The organism is Geobacillus vulcani PSS1, assembly GCF_000733845.1.
In the GTDB taxonomy this organism is placed as follows: domain Bacteria; phylum Bacillota; class Bacilli; order Bacillales; family Anoxybacillaceae; genus Geobacillus; species Geobacillus vulcani.
This window is the reverse complement of record NZ_JPOI01000001.1, coordinates 496,892-512,817: the sequence shown is the minus strand read 5'-3', so window position 1 is coordinate 512,817 and position 15,926 is coordinate 496,892. Positions and strand designations below refer to the sequence as shown.

17 protein-coding genes are annotated in these 15,926 nt (G+C 52.4%); 7 read left to right on the top strand and 10 right to left on the bottom strand.

Annotated features, from left to right (window positions below):
- The first annotated feature begins 53 nt into the window (after positions 1-53).
- Positions 54-821, top strand: a complete 768-nt coding sequence (locus tag N685_RS0102935) for an arginase family protein (protein ID WP_031405721.1) — start codon at positions 54-56, stop codon at positions 819-821.
- Positions 822-986: 165 nt separating this feature from the next.
- On the opposite strand, the gene N685_RS0102930 is transcribed toward N685_RS0102935, so the two are convergent.
- From N685_RS0102930 to N685_RS0102900, 7 genes are all read right to left on the bottom strand, one after another.
- Entirely contained in the window at positions 987-1,271 is a 285-nt protein-coding gene (locus tag N685_RS0102930) for an acylphosphatase (RefSeq protein ID WP_031405720.1), read from the bottom strand.
- Between the two features lie 87 nt (positions 1,272-1,358).
- The gene (locus tag N685_RS0102925) at positions 1,359-2,105 is read right to left on the bottom strand and encodes a sirohydrochlorin chelatase (protein ID WP_031405718.1); all 747 of its coding nucleotides are present in this window, start codon (positions 2,103-2,105) and stop codon (positions 1,359-1,361) included.
- A gap of 10 nt (positions 2,106-2,115) precedes the next feature.
- Positions 2,116-2,892 (bottom strand): uroporphyrinogen-III C-methyltransferase, encoded by a 777-nt coding sequence (gene cobA / locus N685_RS0102920; RefSeq protein WP_031405716.1) that lies wholly within the window; start codon positions 2,890-2,892, stop codon positions 2,116-2,118.
- Positions 2,893-3,043: 151 nt separating this feature from the next.
- On the bottom strand, positions 3,044-3,655 hold the full coding sequence (gene cysC, locus N685_RS0102915) for an adenylyl-sulfate kinase (protein WP_031405714.1): 612 nt from the start codon (positions 3,653-3,655) through the stop codon (positions 3,044-3,046).
- Positions 3,656-3,667: 12 nt separating this feature from the next.
- Positions 3,668-4,828: a sulfate adenylyltransferase gene (gene sat / locus N685_RS0102910; protein WP_031405712.1), complete on the bottom strand. Its 1,161-nt coding sequence runs from the start codon at positions 4,826-4,828 to the stop codon at positions 3,668-3,670.
- 273 nt (positions 4,829-5,101) lie between these two features.
- Positions 5,102-5,809 (bottom strand): phosphoadenylyl-sulfate reductase, encoded by a 708-nt coding sequence (locus N685_RS0102905; protein ID WP_031405710.1) that lies wholly within the window; start codon positions 5,807-5,809, stop codon positions 5,102-5,104.
- Positions 5,810-6,221: 412 nt separating this feature from the next.
- On the bottom strand, positions 6,222-6,446 hold the full coding sequence (locus tag N685_RS0102900) for a DUF1128 domain-containing protein (RefSeq protein WP_031405707.1): 225 nt from the start codon (positions 6,444-6,446) through the stop codon (positions 6,222-6,224).
- A 345-nt stretch (positions 6,447-6,791) separates the two neighbouring features.
- Here N685_RS0102900 and N685_RS0102895 point away from each other — a divergent pair, with 345 nt between their 5' ends.
- Positions 6,792-7,280 (top strand): low molecular weight protein-tyrosine-phosphatase, encoded by a 489-nt coding sequence (locus N685_RS0102895; RefSeq protein WP_031405705.1) that lies wholly within the window; start codon positions 6,792-6,794, stop codon positions 7,278-7,280.
- Between the two features lie 51 nt (positions 7,281-7,331).
- The gene (locus N685_RS0102890; RefSeq protein WP_031405703.1) at positions 7,332-8,165 is read left to right on the top strand and encodes a YihY/virulence factor BrkB family protein; all 834 of its coding nucleotides are present in this window, start codon (positions 7,332-7,334) and stop codon (positions 8,163-8,165) included.
- A 334-nt stretch (positions 8,166-8,499) separates the two neighbouring features.
- On the opposite strand, the gene N685_RS18245 is transcribed toward N685_RS0102890, so the two are convergent.
- Positions 8,500-8,646: a BH0509 family protein gene (locus N685_RS18245; protein WP_011229925.1), complete on the bottom strand. Its 147-nt coding sequence runs from the start codon at positions 8,644-8,646 to the stop codon at positions 8,500-8,502.
- Positions 8,647-8,760: 114 nt separating this feature from the next.
- Positions 8,761-9,894, bottom strand: a complete 1,134-nt coding sequence (locus tag N685_RS0102875; protein WP_031405701.1) for an MFS transporter — start codon at positions 9,892-9,894, stop codon at positions 8,761-8,763.
- Between the two features lie 146 nt (positions 9,895-10,040).
- Between N685_RS0102875 and cax the strand changes: the two genes are divergently transcribed.
- Together cax and N685_RS0102865 are read left to right on the top strand one after the other, a co-directional pair.
- Positions 10,041-11,093 carry a calcium/proton exchanger gene (gene cax / locus N685_RS0102870; protein ID WP_031405699.1) on the top strand — a complete coding sequence of 351 codons (1,053 nt, stop codon included), beginning with the start codon at positions 10,041-10,043 and terminating at the stop codon, positions 11,091-11,093.
- 127 nt (positions 11,094-11,220) lie between these two features.
- On the top strand, positions 11,221-12,009 hold the full coding sequence (locus tag N685_RS0102865) for a YfkD famly protein (RefSeq protein WP_031405697.1): 789 nt from the start codon (positions 11,221-11,223) through the stop codon (positions 12,007-12,009).
- A 48-nt stretch (positions 12,010-12,057) separates the two neighbouring features.
- Here the strand turns inward: N685_RS0102865 and yfkAB are convergent, their stop codons facing one another.
- Positions 12,058-13,182: a radical SAM/CxCxxxxC motif protein YfkAB gene (gene yfkAB / locus N685_RS0102860; protein ID WP_031405695.1), complete on the bottom strand. Its 1,125-nt coding sequence runs from the start codon at positions 13,180-13,182 to the stop codon at positions 12,058-12,060.
- A gap of 225 nt (positions 13,183-13,407) precedes the next feature.
- Between yfkAB and N685_RS0102855 the strand changes: the two genes are divergently transcribed.
- Together N685_RS0102855 and pdaA are read left to right on the top strand one after the other, a co-directional pair.
- Positions 13,408-14,955 carry a fumarate hydratase gene (locus tag N685_RS0102855; protein ID WP_031405693.1) on the top strand — a complete coding sequence of 516 codons (1,548 nt, stop codon included), beginning with the start codon at positions 13,408-13,410 and terminating at the stop codon, positions 14,953-14,955.
- A 173-nt stretch (positions 14,956-15,128) separates the two neighbouring features.
- The gene (gene pdaA, locus N685_RS0102845) at positions 15,129-15,920 is read left to right on the top strand and encodes a delta-lactam-biosynthetic de-N-acetylase (RefSeq protein ID WP_031405691.1); all 792 of its coding nucleotides are present in this window, start codon (positions 15,129-15,131) and stop codon (positions 15,918-15,920) included.
- Positions 15,921-15,926: the final 6 nt, after the last annotated feature.

Below are 15,926 nucleotides of genomic sequence, written 5' to 3'. Positions count from 1 at the left end.
TCCACACCTACAAAGCGTTGAATGCTGATTCAACGAAAGAAAGGTGATGATTGATGGGGTTTCAAGGCAATGGTGTCACGGTGTTGAATTTTGACGGCGTGTACCGGCCGCAAAAGCGGCTGTTTCAGTTTCCGCACGAATGGGTTGATCTCGCCGACGTGCCGGAGACGAATTTGTATTGCAGCGAAGCAGCGCTTGCTGAAATTGAGCGGCGGCTTGAGCGGCGGCGGAAGCGCGGAGCGGTGCTGATCGGCAACGGCAACTATCATTACGTCACGTATTTATTGTTGAAAGAAATCAACGAACCGTTTACCCTTGTGCTTTTTGACCGCCATACGGATGCTGAAGGAGTGGGGGATGTCATTTCGTGCGGTTCATGGGTCTCTTATGCACTTAAGCATCCGCGGCTGCAAAAAGTCGTTATTGTTGGCCCAACTGCTTCTTCACATCAACTCCGTTTATCTCCGAACATAACTGTTCTTCCATTTGATGATCATGATGAATGGCCGAAAGCGCTCATTGAGGCCATCCCGACCGGAAGCATCTATATCAGCATCGATAAAGACGCGCTTCGCCGCGAAGACGCGATCACGAACTGGGATCAAGGGGTGATTCCGCTATCTCGGCTGCTCGCCTGCCTGAGGTTGCTCTTATTCCATAAAAAAGTGCTCGGCGTGGATGTATGTGGTGAGTATCCGCCATCCGCTGTCGATATGTTTGACCCTCTTTGCCGTGAAGCGCGACGAAAAAATGAGCAGGCGAACATGGCCATTTTGGAGACATGTTTCTACTATGCGGCGCCGCATTTGCGGCCGGCGTAATCGAGCGGCGAGAAGCGCGGGAAAGGCAGCACCGCGTTTGGTTTGGCGGCCAGAAAAGCAGGGAAGGCACCGTTCTGTTGGATTTCGGCGAGCGGGCCGGCGTTGTTTTGATTCCATGGCTGAAAAAGAAGGAAAGGCCGCTGCTTGAGGGAGTGAGCCTAGTTGTCAAAAGCCGCTCCCGTACATAATGCGAAATTGTTTTTCATCGGGGCGGACATCGCGCGGCTCGACGTGCATGCGGGTGACTTTGGCAAACATCGTCCCGGCTTCAATGGCGTCCAAAAAGAGTTGAAGAGCGCTTTCATTCCCCTGAGCTTCCATTTCCACTGTACCGTCATCATTGTTTTTCACCCAACCGGTCAGCTGTCGTTTTAGCGCTTCGTGTTGGACGAAGTAGCGAAACCCGACGCCTTGTACGCGCCCTTCCACGATGACATGAACTCTTTTCACGGAGATGAATCCTCCTTCATCACGGTTGTCCTGCTTCTATCATATAATAGATGAGGTCGAAAGTACATGAAAAAGGAGCTTGATGGTTCAAGCTCCTTTTTTTACGGATGACAGCGATAATACTTGTTGTTGAATGAGCAGCACAAGCCGAGGATGATAGCCTAAGTAAGAGCATAAATGCCATTGCTTGTCGGAAACGGAAAACCCTTGCAGCTTTCGTTCGATTGTTTTCATTAAAACGCCGGTAAACAATAAGTACGGGACGACAAACACACGCCGATACGCCGATCCATGAGCCCGCCTGAGTCCTTCATCAAGCGCCGGGCGGATGGCGGCGAGAAAACAAACGTCCACGTGCGGCACGTTTGTTTTTTCCTTTAAAAGTGAGGCGATGGCGGACATGTCGCGTTTCGTGTCGGGATCGCTGCTCCCACGGCCGACAAGAAGGATCATCGATTCACCGTCAAGCGGCGCGGACTGTTCACTGATCCGGTCTATAATGATGTCGATCATTGTTTCATGGACGCCGAATGGAGCGCCCAAGATGATTTCGACGGAAGGATAGCGCTGTTTGGCGATATCCAAAGCCGCTGGAATGTCGTGCTTGGCATGTCCAGCGGATAAAAGCAACAAAGGAATCACGATGATGCGCGTCGCCCCTTGGGCGACACAACGGTCAACACCGGTGACAATGTCCGGTTCCGCGAGTTCGACAAAGCATAGCTCTTGAATCGGGATATGGATGGCTTCCCGGCAACGTTCGACGAAACGGGCCGCCTCTTGGCGTGCCTCGGCGACACGGCTGCCGTGGCTGACGTACAAAACAGCTTCCATGGCCATCGCCTCACGATGTTGCGCCAGCGGCTGCCGATGACGCAAGCAACCGTTCGAACCATTGAATGTTGGTCCGCAGCCGCACGACCTCTCCGATAATGATCATGCTTGGATTTTCGATGTTTTCCTTGGCGGCAACCGCCGCAATCGTCGCGAGCGTGCCGGTGACCGTGCGTTGGGCGGTTGTCGTTCCCCACTCAATGACCGCCGCCGGCGTCTCCGGTGCTTTGCCGTATTTCATCAACTGACCGCAAATGGATGGCAAATGATGAACCCCCATGTAAATGGCGATCGTGTCGATGCCTTTGGCGAGGCTTTCCCATTTGATTTCGTCACAACTTCCGTTGCGTCGATGCCCGGTGACAAAGGCGACGCTTGAGCTGAACTCGCGATGGGTGACCGGGATGCCGGCATACGCCGCTGCGGCGATGGCGGAGGTGATGCCGGGAACGATCTCAAATTCGATCCCATGTTTGGCCAGCACCTCGGCCTCTTCGCCGCCGCGCCCGAACACGAACGGATCGCCGCCCTTTAAGCGGACGACCGTTTTTCCTTTTTTGGCATGCCGGACGAGCGCATGGTTGATCGTTTCCTGCTGCATGGCATGGAAGCCGGGCAGCTTGCCGCAAAAGATGAGTTCGGCGTCCGGATTGGCATATGAAAGCAACTCTTCATTGATGAGGCGGTCGTACAAAATGACATCCGCCTGCTGGATGCATTTTAATCCTTTGACGGTAATGAGTTCCGGATCGCCGGGGCCGGCGCCGACAAGGTAGACTTTGCCCATCGTTGTTTCAGCCCTTTCTTGCGTGATTCAATCAGCCGCCCAAAAGGAACGCCATGGATGTTCGGCTGCTTTTATTGTAAATGGCCTGCCTTTGGCATGAAAACGACCTTGTAAAATGACCTTCCATCTTTTTTCGGAAGGAGGCGAGAGATCATTTTGTTTTCGCAGCTGGGATCAGCCCACGCTCACGCAGATAGTCGAGCACTTGTTCAGCGCATTCTTCGACCGAGTAACGGTGTGTTTCAATCGTCAGCTCCGGTGCCTCCGGCGCTTCGTACGGCGAATCGATGCCCGTAAATTCACGGATTTCCCCGCGGCGGGCTTTTTGATACAGTCCCTTTGGATCACGTTTTTCGCATTCTTCAAGCGGACAGTTGACGTAGATCTCGATAAACTCATCTTCTTCAACCATGCGCCGGACGAGTGCACGGTCTTCGGCAAACGGCGAGATGAACGCCGTCAGCACAAACTGGCCGCTGTCGACAAACAGCTTCGCCACTTCGCCGATGCGTCGGATGTTTTCCGCCCGGTCTTCAGCGGAAAAGCCGAGGTCTTTATTAAGTCCGTGGCGGATGTTGTCGCCGTCTAAGACGTAATTCTGAATGCCGAGCTCAAACAGTCGTCTGGAGACGGCGTTGGCCACCGTTGATTTGCCGGAGCCAGACAGCCCGGTGAACCAAAGAATGGCGCTATGATGGCCGTTGCGCTTGCGTCGGTCTTCTTTTGTCACCGATGTATGATGCCAAACGATATTGGTGCTCATCGCGATCCTCCTTTAGCGCGCTGACGGGGCAACCGCCTCGCGTTCTTGCAGCCCCTTGATCAAGACGGCCGCCACTTCCGGACGGCTGAACGTGCTCGGCGGCACTTGGCCGTTGCGCAACATTTCACGAACTTTCGTGCCGGAAAGGACCACATGATATTTCGCGTCATGCGGACACGTTTTTGTCGATGCCATCCCTTCGCATTTCGTACAATAAAAGCTATGTTCGAAAAAGAGCGGCGTAATCCCAAGTTCTTCAGCCGTAAAGTTCAAGAAGATTTTTTGCGCATCATATGTGCCGTAGTAATTGCCGACGCCGGCATGGTCGCGGCCGACGATAAAGTGCGTGCAGCCGAAGTTTTTGCGCACCATGGCATGGAAAATCGCTTCGCGCGGCCCGGCGTAGCGCATGGCTGCTTGGAAGACGCCAAGGAACACACGGTCTTTCGGGTAATAGTTTTCCAGCAGCACTTGATAGCTTTCCATCCGGATGTCAGCCGGAATGTCGTCCGCTTTCGTTTCGCCGACAAGCGGGTTTAAAAACAGGCCGTCCACGATTTCGAGCGCGCATTTTTGAATGTATTCATGGGCGCGGTGAACCGGATTGCGCGTTTGGAAGCCGACAACCGTATTCCAGCCGAGTTCGGCAAATTTTTTTCTCGTTTCGGCCGGGTCGAAATAAAATGGAGCGAATGGGCCTTTATCGGTCCGTTTGACAAGCGTAATTTCCCCGCCGACATATACGTCCGGCTTTTCAAACAGCTTGCGCACGCCTGGATGGGCAAGCTCATCCGTTTTGTAGACAAGTTTCGCCTCTTTCGTTTTGTCCGGGCGATAAATGTCCTTAATGTCAATGATGCCGTAGACGTCGCCGCCATAAACAAGTTTCGCTTTGTCGTCGACGGAAAGCTCTTTTGCTTTCTCTTCCGTCACTGCCAGCGTGATCGGAATGCTCCAGACGGTGCCGTTAGAAAGACGCATTGTTTCAACAACCGCGTCGTAATCCGTTTTCGTTAAAAAACCGGTGAGGGGGCTGTAGGCGCCCGTTCCGATCAGCTCCAAGTCGCTCAGTTCGGCTTTGGAGAGCTCGATCGTTTTGGTCGCCTCATCAAGCGGATAGTCCGGATTCCAACGATTGATCAATGTGCCGCCATGCGGGATGCTTAAGCTCATGTTCATAACCTCCTAGATTGATAGATGCTGTTCAATGCCGCCGCCATGTTCATGAGGCAAGCGCTCTTTTTCAGTCACAGGCTAATGACGCCAAACGTCGTCAAGCAGACGCTCAAGATCGTGACGACCGGTAGATGTCGCTGTCAAAGCAGCAACTTGACGAATCGGAATGGCGTCTGATTCATCAGCGGCGTCCATCAAGGCCGCCGCGCCGCTCGTCTCAATAGTTCATGGCAAAGAAAAGGATATGAAAGGAGCATGTCGTTTTTCTCTTTAAGCGAGATGGAGTCCGCATTCTGTCTTCCCTTGTCCTGCCCAGCGCCCGGAGCGCAAATCATTTGGGTCTGTAGCCGGCGCCGTGCACGGGGCACAGCCGATGCTCGGGTAGCCGTGGTCATGAAGTACATTGTAAGGAAGGTTGTATTGATACACGTAATTCCATACATCCTTCCACGTCCAGTGAATGAGTGGACAGACTTTGATCGAACGGAATTTGTCGTCTTTGTTGATGTACTCAACATGCCGACGCGTCGGCGATTGTTCGCGGCGCAAGCCGGAAATCCAAGCCGTCACCCCGGTCAGCACCTCGCGCAGCGGAATAACTTTCCGCAACTCACAGCATTTGTTCGGGTCCCGTTTCCAAAGCTCGTCGCCAAATCGCGCCTTTTGTTCTTCCAATGTTAGGTGCGGCTGTTTCATCACGATGCGAAGCGCCGGATATTTCTCTTTCACTTTTGCGATCGTATCATACGTCTCTTGGAAATGCAGACCGGTGTCCAAAAAGACGATTTCCGCATCCGGCTTGACTTGGGAAATGAGGTCAATGAGCACGATCCCCTCGATGCCGAAGCTGCACGCGTATACGACTCCGTCGCCGTATTCGCGGTACGCCCAGTTGAGGACGTCCAACGCCCCTTTTGTTTCATTATCGGGCGAAAAAGACGGTTTTTCCGCCGTTTCCCATTGATCGTACGTGAGCATCGGTTCCCCCTCCTTATAAATCATAAATCAAAGAAAATCAACGTCATTAGTTGGATATCTATGCAATAAGCGGCAACCCGGCGACAAAACGCTCCTTCTATTTCGGAAAGGGCGGGAGAAGAGGCGCTTGTCATCTTCCAAAATGCATCTCCATTGCTGGAATTGGCACCTTGCCAATGGGCGAGGTGCCGGAGTTCATTGGTCCAGTTCTTCCCTGGCTCTTGATCAGCGTAATATCACTTGTAATTGATTAAAATTTTAACACAATTAGCGTCAATGTCAATCCAAGTTATTCGATAGGAATTATTTTTATATTAGGATGGGGAGATGATGGATCTGTCTGTCTAGAAGGCCGATGATTTGGGAGAAATCGCTGTTTTCCTCAGCCTTCTCCAGCGAGCAGACAGGAACGTTATGTCTTGCGCAAACTTCCAAGCTCTTCGACAATTGCCTGCATTTCGCTTGGGCTGAACGTCTCGCGTTTCATCACCATCTCGTAAATGTCTCTTAATTCATCGTACCATTCCTCGGAAAAATGGGACGGCTTGATGGCATCCAAGTTCAGCACTTTCAACTTTTGCTTCAACTGTTCGATCATGTAGGCGACGTTTTCCGCCGACCGTTTTGATAAATCCATTCGTTTACTCCTTTCATGGCAAGTTACTATGTATTGTACCATAGGTGCAGAAAGAATGGGGAGAGATTGCATGGCTTGCTTTTCTGATGAAAAACGAATGATGTGGTAAAATGTAGGTGCACATGCATCGTGCCAGTCTAAAAGGTTGGGGAAACACCGCGTTTTCTTCAAAATGGTTGTCGTGACGTGAACGCGCGAAAGAGTTGTTGATCCATTCGCACAAGCTCCCCCGCTGGAGTTGTTTTGTCGTTACATCACCGTCCCAAAAAGGGCTAGACGAAAAGGAAAGAAGGAAAACTAACGGTGGAAAGCACCGTGGACATAGAGAGAGGGGTGGCTGTTTGGATGATTAAAGTGCTGTTTGTTTGTCTTGGAAATATTTGTCGCTCGCCAATGGCGGAAGCAGTCTTCCGTCATTTGGTGAAAGAGCGGGGGCTTGACGGTCTGATTGCCGTTGATTCGGCGGGAACAGGCAGCTGGCATGTCGGTGAGCCCCCGCATGCCGGGACAAGAAGGATTTTGATGGAAAATAAGATCGACTACTCCGGCATCCGCGCCCGGCAAGTGAGCCACCGTGACTTGGAAGAGTTTGATTACATCATCGCCATGGACGAAGCCAACTTGAACGATTTGCGCCGATTGGCTGGCTCCCGTTCGAAGGCGGTGCTTGCCCGGTTGCTTGACTTTGTTCCCGATCGGGAAAAAGATGATGTGCCTGATCCGTATTATACCGGGAATTTTGCCGAAGTGTACCGCCTCGTCCGCTCAGGGTGCGAGCATCTGCTTGAGAGAATCATCCGCGATCATCGACTTGGTGCGGAGGAAACAAAATGACTTTGAGAGCGGCACACCCGTCTAGGGAAAAACGGGGAGGGAGGGCGGCCGATGGTCGTGAATTTGGCGTTCATCCGTGAGTTGGCCCGCCGTTTTACGGAAGATGAAATCCCGCGCTTGTCGGCGGAATTGGCGTATTACTTTCTTTTGTCGCTCTTTCCGTTTTTGCTGTTTTTAATGACACTGTTGGCGTATTTGCCGATTCCGCACGAAGATGTGCTTGCACTCGTGCGGCAATACGCCCCGAAAGAGGCGCTTCACCTCATCGAGACGAACGTTTATCGTCTCATGAATGAACAAAATGGGGGATTGTTGTCGTTCAGCATCATTGCTGCTATTTGGTCAGCTTCGAATGGCATGAGCGCCATTATGCGGGCGTTCAACCGTGCCTATGATGTGGAGGAAGACCGCCCATTTTGGGTGGCCCGCAGCTTGTCGGTCGTGCTGACGCTTGGCATGATCGTTGTCATTATCGTCGCCCTCGTGCTTCCGGTTTTCGGGCGGATCATCGGGCTGTTTTTGTTCTCTGCTCTCGGGTTGTCGCAACAGTTTTTGGATGTTTGGAACGCGTTTCGTTGGGCAACGAGTTCGCTGTTATTGTTTGCCGTTTTTACTGCCCTTTATTATTTCGCGCCAAACAAACCGCTTCGCTGCGTCAACGTCGTGCGCGGCGCGCTGTTTGCCACTGCCGGATGGATTGCGACGTCGCTGGTGTTCGCGTATTATGTCAACAACTTTGCCGATTACACGGCAATGTATGGCAGCCTTGGCGGGATGATCGTGTTGATGGTTTGGTTTTATTTGTCCGGCATGATTCTTGTCTTAGGTGGGGAACTCAATGCCATGTTTGACTGTGAGCGCGAAGGGAAAAGACGGCAGCGTTAGCGTGCATAAATGGTGCTGAAGCAGGATATCGTAACAATGCGGGGGATCTTGGCATAGGGGGGATCAAGATGACGAAACATACGAAAAAAGACGGGGGCACGAAGCAAAAAGGAAAAAACAGGCCAAAACATAAGACGAGTGGCAGCGCCAACGGCCAAAACGGCTACCATTGAAAGAAGCTGTCTCAGTTCAACATAGCACAACATATCGTGTTCTGACAGTTGTTTTATGCGTATATACAGGAATCAAAAAAAGAGGGCTGATCCCAAAACACATTCGCGTTTTGGGTCAGCCTTCTTCTTTCATGCAAACGCAGGCACATCGAGCCGCCGCTTTATTCAACGATTTCTTCATGATGGTGGTAATAGCGCTCATAAATGTATTCAATTTCTGCATCGGTCATATAGGCGAGTTCCTCACGCGACAATCCCCGCACCTTCTCGATAAACTCAATCATATTTTTCCGTTCCGTTCTGCTCATGACCGCCACTCCTTTACTCTGTTTTAAAACAGAAACTTAATATTTTGATTTTATTATATAACAGAAGGAGCAAAACAGTCAACAATTTTTAAAAAAATAAAAAAATAAAAGCGATCAAGCTGCTGTTTCCTGTTCCCTTCGGCTGACGAGGCAAATGGCCGGAACGAGGAGGACAGCGCTGACTGCAAGGAAAAAGGCGCGAGCAGATAGGTCCACCACGCTGCCGGCAAGCGGCGGGCCTGTCACGCTGCCGAGACTGTATAGCATCCCACACAACAAATTGCCGGAGGGAAGCAGCGCTTTTGGCAGCAGGTCGGTCATATAAGCGATGCCGAGCGAAAAGAGCGAGCCGGTAAACATGCCTGCGGTGAACAAACAGGCAGCCAACCCAACTGCGGACGCCCTGACGGCGAGGGCAGCCAAAAAACAACCGGCGCCGGTCAACAGAGCAGCGATGATGACTCTGCGCCGTCCGAATCGGTCGCTGAGCGCTCCGAGCAGAAGCTGAAAGACGATGCCGCCGAATGAGAAACAAGGCAAAATAAAGGCAATTTGTTCTGCGTTCATCCCCTCGCGCAAGGCGTACAGCGGGAAGATGGAATGAACGGCTGCTTCCAAAAAACCGTAGGCAAACGGCAGCAAAAGCGCTGGCCACGCCTGTTTCCAAGCGCTAATAAACCGACCGGCCGCCGACGTAGAACGTTCAAACGGCTTTGGTTTTTCGTTCGGCAGCCAAAAGACGCCGATCCAACCGGCGAAGCTAAGGAGAGCGGCTAAATAAAACGGAAGCGCCTTCTCGACCGAAGCGAGTGAAGCCAACAGTGGGCCCATAGTGAAGCCGAGGCCAAACGCCCATCCATACAACGACAATCGTCGCCCGCGCTCAGCCGGCGGAGTAGTGTCCGTAATCCACGTTTGGGTCGCAAAATGAAGCATATGATCGCCGATGCCGACGGCAAAGCGAAGAGCAAGCCAAAAGAAAAGTGAAGGAAAAAGTGGAAAAAGAATAAGCGAACATATTACAATGAAACCACCAAGAAGAATGAGGGCCCGATAGCCATAGCGTCTCAGCGGCCGCTCCAAAAATGGCGAAATGGTCAAGACACCGATATACAGGGCGGCGGCGTGAGCTCCGTTAACGGACGAAGAGATGCCGTTTTCATCAAGAAGCATCGCCAACAGCGGCAGCAACATCCCTTGCGACAGGCCAGAGACGGCGACAATTCCGGTTAAGAGGGCAAAACGCATCGTGCATCCCCATTTCGATTGAAATCGCCGGCCGATCAAACAAGCGAGGCCGGATGTTTCCCAGGGCGAATGAATGCCCTTATCCATCGTACATAGAAACGGCGGTTAATGCAACGAAAACAATCAAGAGGAAAGGTGGAAGAGAAATGAACAAGGTGTTTGCTTGGATGACATGGATCGGCGTGCCGGTGTCCGTCATCGGCGGACTTCTTCATTGGCCGACTGTCTTGATGTTTGTGCTGTACTGTCTGACGATCATTGCGCTCGCCAGCTATATGGGGCGGGCGACGGAAAGCTTGGCGATCGTCGCCGGACCGCGCATCGGCGGGCTGCTGAATGCAACATTCGGCAATGCAGTGGAGCTAATTATTTCCATTTTTGCCTTGCAAGCTGGACTCGTTGATGTTGTGCTTGCTTCCTTAACCGGTTCGGTGCTCGGGAACTTGCTGTTAGTGGGCGGATTATCGTTTTTTGTCGGCGGGTTAAAGTATAAGCGGCAAGAGTTTAGCGTTTATGATGCTCGTCATAATGCCGGGCTGCTGACTTTTGCCATCTTCATCGCTTTTGTCATTCCGGAAGTGTTTACCATGCATATGAATCACAGCGAACAAGTGGCGTTGAGCGTTGGCATTTCGATCATCATGATCTTGCTTTACGCCGCCGCCCTTTATTTCCGGCTTGTCACCCATCGCGGCGTATATCAGCATAAATCAGAAGAAGTGGAAGAACATGAAGAACCGGAATGGGGCAAAGGGAAAGCGACTGTCATTTTGGCGCTGGCGACGGTTGTGGTCGCTTATTTGTCGGAGCGGCTCGTTCACACGTTTGAAACGGTCGCCGAATCATTCGGCTGGAGCGAGTTGTTTATTGGGATCATCATCGTGGCCATCGTCGGCAATGCGGCGGAGCACGCGTCCGCGGTTATTATGGCATACAAAAACAAAATGAACGTCGCCGTCGAGATCGCCGTCGGCTCGACATTGCAAATCGCCATGTTCGTCGCGCCGGTGCTTGTGCTTGTTTCGCTTTTGTTTCCGGAAAAAATGCCGCTTGTCTTTTCACTTCCTGAGCTGGTGGCGATGGCCGCTTCCGTGCTTTTGATGATCGTGCTGTCAAATGATGGTGATACGAACTGGTTTGAAGGGGCGACATTGCTCGCTGCCTATACGATTATGGGGATCGGCTTTTACTTGCTGTAAGCTGCTTTCTGTTTGCCGGAACAAAGCGTCCGATGCCAAGGCGGGAAGAAAATTTCGCTGTTGCGGATAAAGCGCGCATTTTGAAAGAAAATAACAGTGAATCATGGGACAGAAAGGAGCGAAGATGATGAAAAAGTGGGCCGTTTCCTTATTGACGAGCACGCTTCTCCTTTATGCAGCAGCGTTCCCAGGGCTAGCGGCTTCCGGCAAACCGGCGCCCGGTTCAGTCATCGATATATCAAAGGAAAACACATACCCGAATCCGACGCAAGATATGCCGCATCTGGAGCCGAGTTCGTTTGCGAAACAACTGTTAAAATCGGCAAATGTCCAAATTGAAAATCCCGAATTGATCCATCTCTTTAATGAATCTTCGGCGACGGACACGCCATGGGCCATCGGCTATCGAGCGACGATTTATTTAGGGCAATGGCCGCTCAATTACCAATCGCTCGAGACGTCGACGAACTGGGAATATCAAAAGGTCAACACGAATTTCCTCGATAACCGCGGCGGTGATACGGCGCAAAAGCTGTACTATAAGCAAGAAATGCAAAAATATGTCCGCGGCGGGTTGACGGCGAAAGTGCCGAATGAAGAGGCGGTCAAGCGGATGATATTGAACAAAGCGATGGAAAAAACGAACTTGCCGCTCTCTTTTAGCACCGTTGTCGGCCTTGGCACGAAAAAAGACCAGCCGTATCATGTGCCGGCGAAGAAAATGGGCTATCTATACGCGTACGCTCCAGCGGTGAATGAGAAAGGGAAAGTGACGTACGGGGAAGTGTACGTTGTCCTCAAAGGAAACAAAAAGAAAATCGTCGTCAAAAATGTGACGACAAGAGGAGTCGGGGCGTGGATCCCGGTGCAGGACCGGCTGTATATGTCTTACGTTGTCAGCGAGCAGCCAAGGTAAAAGGTGCCCAAAAGACGGGCACCTTTTCCCATTTGCTAGTCATACCGCTTATCGGGCAATGCGCGCGGATCGTTTCGTAAAATCGATGTCGCGATAATACGTCTGCTTCACAAGAACGTTCGGCCCGAGGCAGCGCGCCGCCGGACAATGGCAAAGCAGCTCATTGGCCAGTTTCGAGCGGCGCCATTGGTCATACACGTCAGGCAGCGAATCGTGGATGATGTTGCCAAGCGGCGGTTCATCGCCGAAATCGGTGACGATGACATCGCCGGTGAAAATGTTGACATTGAGCCGCGAGCGGCCGTCCGGATCGTTGCGCACGGTGACGTTTTTGCTTTCATACAGCCGCTTCAATAGGGCCACATCTTCTTCGTTGTCGCTGCATGGGTAAAACGGCAGCGTCCCGAACAACATCCAGACGTCCTCGTTGCGAATGTCAAGCAAATGGTGGATCGCTTCGCGCAACTCGTCCAAGCTCAGTGTCTCAAGTGCACTGGCAAAATCGCTCGGATACATCGGATGGATTTCATGACGCCGGCAGCCCATTTCCTCGACCACTTGGCGGTGGATCGTTTCCAAATGGCGAACCGTCCGCTTGTTGAGCATCGTTTCCGCCGACACCATGACCCCTGCTTTCGCCAACGCTTTCGCATTGTCGAGCATGCGCTGAAAATACTTTTCACGCTGGGCGCGCGTCGGCTTCCGCTCCATCATGGCGAATCCGCCGTCGATAAAGTCATCGATCGTTCCCCAGTTATGGGAGATGTGCAGCACATCCAAATACGGAATGACTCGTTCATAGCGCGCCAAGTCAAGGGTCAAATTTGAATTCAGCTGCGTCCGCACCCCGCGCTCGTGCGCGTAGCGGAGAAGGGGAACGACGTATTGTTCGACGGATTTTAATGACAGCATCGGCTCGCCGCCGGTGATGCTTAATGATCGCAAATGCGGGATTTCTTCCAAGCGGCGGAGCAACAAATCAAGCGGCAACGCCTCGGGGTCTTTTGCCGACAGCGTATAGCCAACGGCGCAATGCTCACAGCGCATATTGCAAAGCGTCGTTGTCGTGAACTCGATGTTGGTCAGTTCAAGTTGTCCGTATTCTTCAATATCGACATACGCCTCCCACGGGTCATACATCGGTGTAATCGCTGGCATGGTTGATGCACGCATGTCTTTCTCCTCTTTCCATTCAAAGTCTCAACGTTCATTATCGGCAACAGTCACTCAGCTTGTCAATTGTTTTACCGATCCTCTATCCCATTCCTATGAGGCGGGCGGGGGACTGATGAGACTGAAAAGAAAGATTTTTTCCATAACCGAGAAAAAGCAGTATAATAGAAGGAGATGAGACAACTGCCGATAGGGCGATCCAAAGGGAAAGGGCGTGGAACCGACATGGAAAAATTCCAGCAAAGCATGTATGACTTGATCGTTGAGACGTCAACGAAGCTGCCGAAGGACGTTCGCCGAGCGATCGCTCGGGCGAAAGTGCGCGAAAACGCCGGCACTCGGGCGGCGATGGCGCTCGATACGATCGTCGAGAACATTCAAATGGCGGACGAAAACGTGTCGCCGATCTGTCAGGACACCGGCTTGCCGACATTTAAAATCAAAGTGCCGGTCGGCGTCAACCAAATTGAAATGAAAAAAGCGATCCGGGCGGCCATCGCTGAAGCGACGAAAAACGGCAAGCTGCGTCCGAATTCGGTCGACTCGCTCACCGGCAAAAACAGTGGCGACAACTTAGGAGAAGGCGTGCCGGTCATCAAATTTGAACAATGGGAAAACGATTACATTGACGTCCGTTTGATTTTAAAAGGCGGCGGCTGTGAAAACAAAAACATTCAATACAGCCTGCCGTGTGAACTCGAAGGGCTCGGCCGCGCCGGCCGCGACCTTGACGGCATTCGCAAATGCATTTTGCATGCGGTGTACCAAGCGCAAGGGCAAGGGTGCAGCGCCGGCTTCATCGGCGTCGGCATCGGCGGCGACCGCTCATCGGGCTATGAGCTCGCCAAAGAGCAGCTGTTCCGCCCGGTGGATGACGTCAATCCGATCGAAGAACTCCGCCAGTTGGAAGAATACATTATGGAAAACGCCAACAAGCTTGGCATCGGCACGATGGGCTTTGGCGGCGAATCGACGCTGCTGGGCTGTAAAATCGGTGTCATGCACCGCATCCCGGCGAGCTTCTTCGTTTCCGTGGCTTACAATTGCTGGGCGTTCCGCCGCATGGGCGTGAAAATCGATCCGGCAACGGGCGAGATCATCGAATGGCTGTACCAAGACGGCGAAGACGTCGATTTCGCGAAAGAATTGGAAAAAGCGGAAGCCGCCGCGGCGCTTGAACAAGGCGACACACGCGTCATCGACCTCGTTCCGCCGCTGTCGGAAGAACAAGTGCGCCAGCTTCGCGTCGGCGATGTCGTCCGCATCAGCGGCATGATTTACACCGGCCGCGACGCTATTCATAAATATTTGATGGACCATGACGCGCCGGTCGACTTGAACGGGCAAATCATTTACCATTGCGGGCCGGTCATGTTAAAAGATGAAGAAGGCCGCTGGCACGTCAAAGCCGCCGGCCCGACGACGAGCATCCGCGAAGAGCCGTACCAAGGCGACATCATGAAAAAATTCGGCGTCCGCGCCGTCATCGGCAAAGGCGGCATGGGCGCGAAAACGCTGCAAGCTTTAAAAGAACACGGCGGCGTATACTTGAACGCCATCGGCGGCGCCGCGCAATATTACGCCGATTGCATCAAATCCGTAGAAGGCGTCGATTTGCTGGAATTCGGCATCCCGGAAGCGATGTGGCATTTGCGCGTCGAAAACTTCACCGCCGTCGTCACGATGGATTCGCACGGCAACAGCTTGCATGAAGATGTGGAAAAATCGTCGCTTGAAAAGCTCGCTCAATTCAAAGAACCGGTGTTCAAATAAAAAGAAAGAAGCGATTTCAAACGAACGGCTGGCCGATCAGCTCACCTGGCCCCAAACGCGTGTGCCGCATGCGCGTTTGGGGCTTTTTTTGCAAAAAATGGCGGGCGTAAAGCGCGGAGGCGGGAAAACAATAAGAAAAAGGAAACGATCGCGGCCAAGGAGGCATTGTGCGCATGAAATGGCTTCTTTCTCTTTTGTTGCTGTTCACGTTGATCCCCGCCCCCGCGTTCGCGGCAAGCCATGCGCCGATCCATTGGGGATTCAAGCGGAGCGAAAACCATCAGCCCCCATCGGCGGGGAAAGAGCTTGACGAACTGCTCGCCAAATACGATGCCTTTTATTTAGGCGATACGAGCGAAAAAACGATTTATTTGACGTTTGACAACGGCTATGAAAACGGCTATACGGCGCAAATTTTAGACGTGTTAAAAGAAAAGAACGTGCCGGCTGCCTTTTTTGTCACCGGCCATTACTTGCAAACCGCCCCTGAGTTAGTGAAACGAATGGCCGCCGAGGGGCACATCATCGGCAATCATTCATGGCACCACCCCGATTTGACAACGGCAAGCGAAGAGCGGTTCCGTGAAGAGCTGGAAAAAGTAAAAGAAAAGACCGAGGAATTGACCGGGCAAAAAGGGATGGCGTACCTTCGCCCGCCGCGCGGCATTTTCAGTGAACGGACGTTGGCGCTCGCCCGCGAGCTCGGCTATTACCACGTCTTTTGGTCGCTGGCGTTCGTCGACTGGCAGACCGACCGCCAGCGCGGCTGGCAATACGCGTACGATCAAATCATGAAGCAAATCCATCCCGGGGCGATTTTGCTTTTGCACTCGGTCTCGAAAGACAACGCCGACGCGCTGCCGAAGGTGATCGACGACTTGCGCAAACAAGGGTATACGTTTGCCAGCTTAGATGAGTTGATGGCGAAAAAGATGGGCCTCCATCCGTGGCTGTTTCGTCCGTAAGGCCTT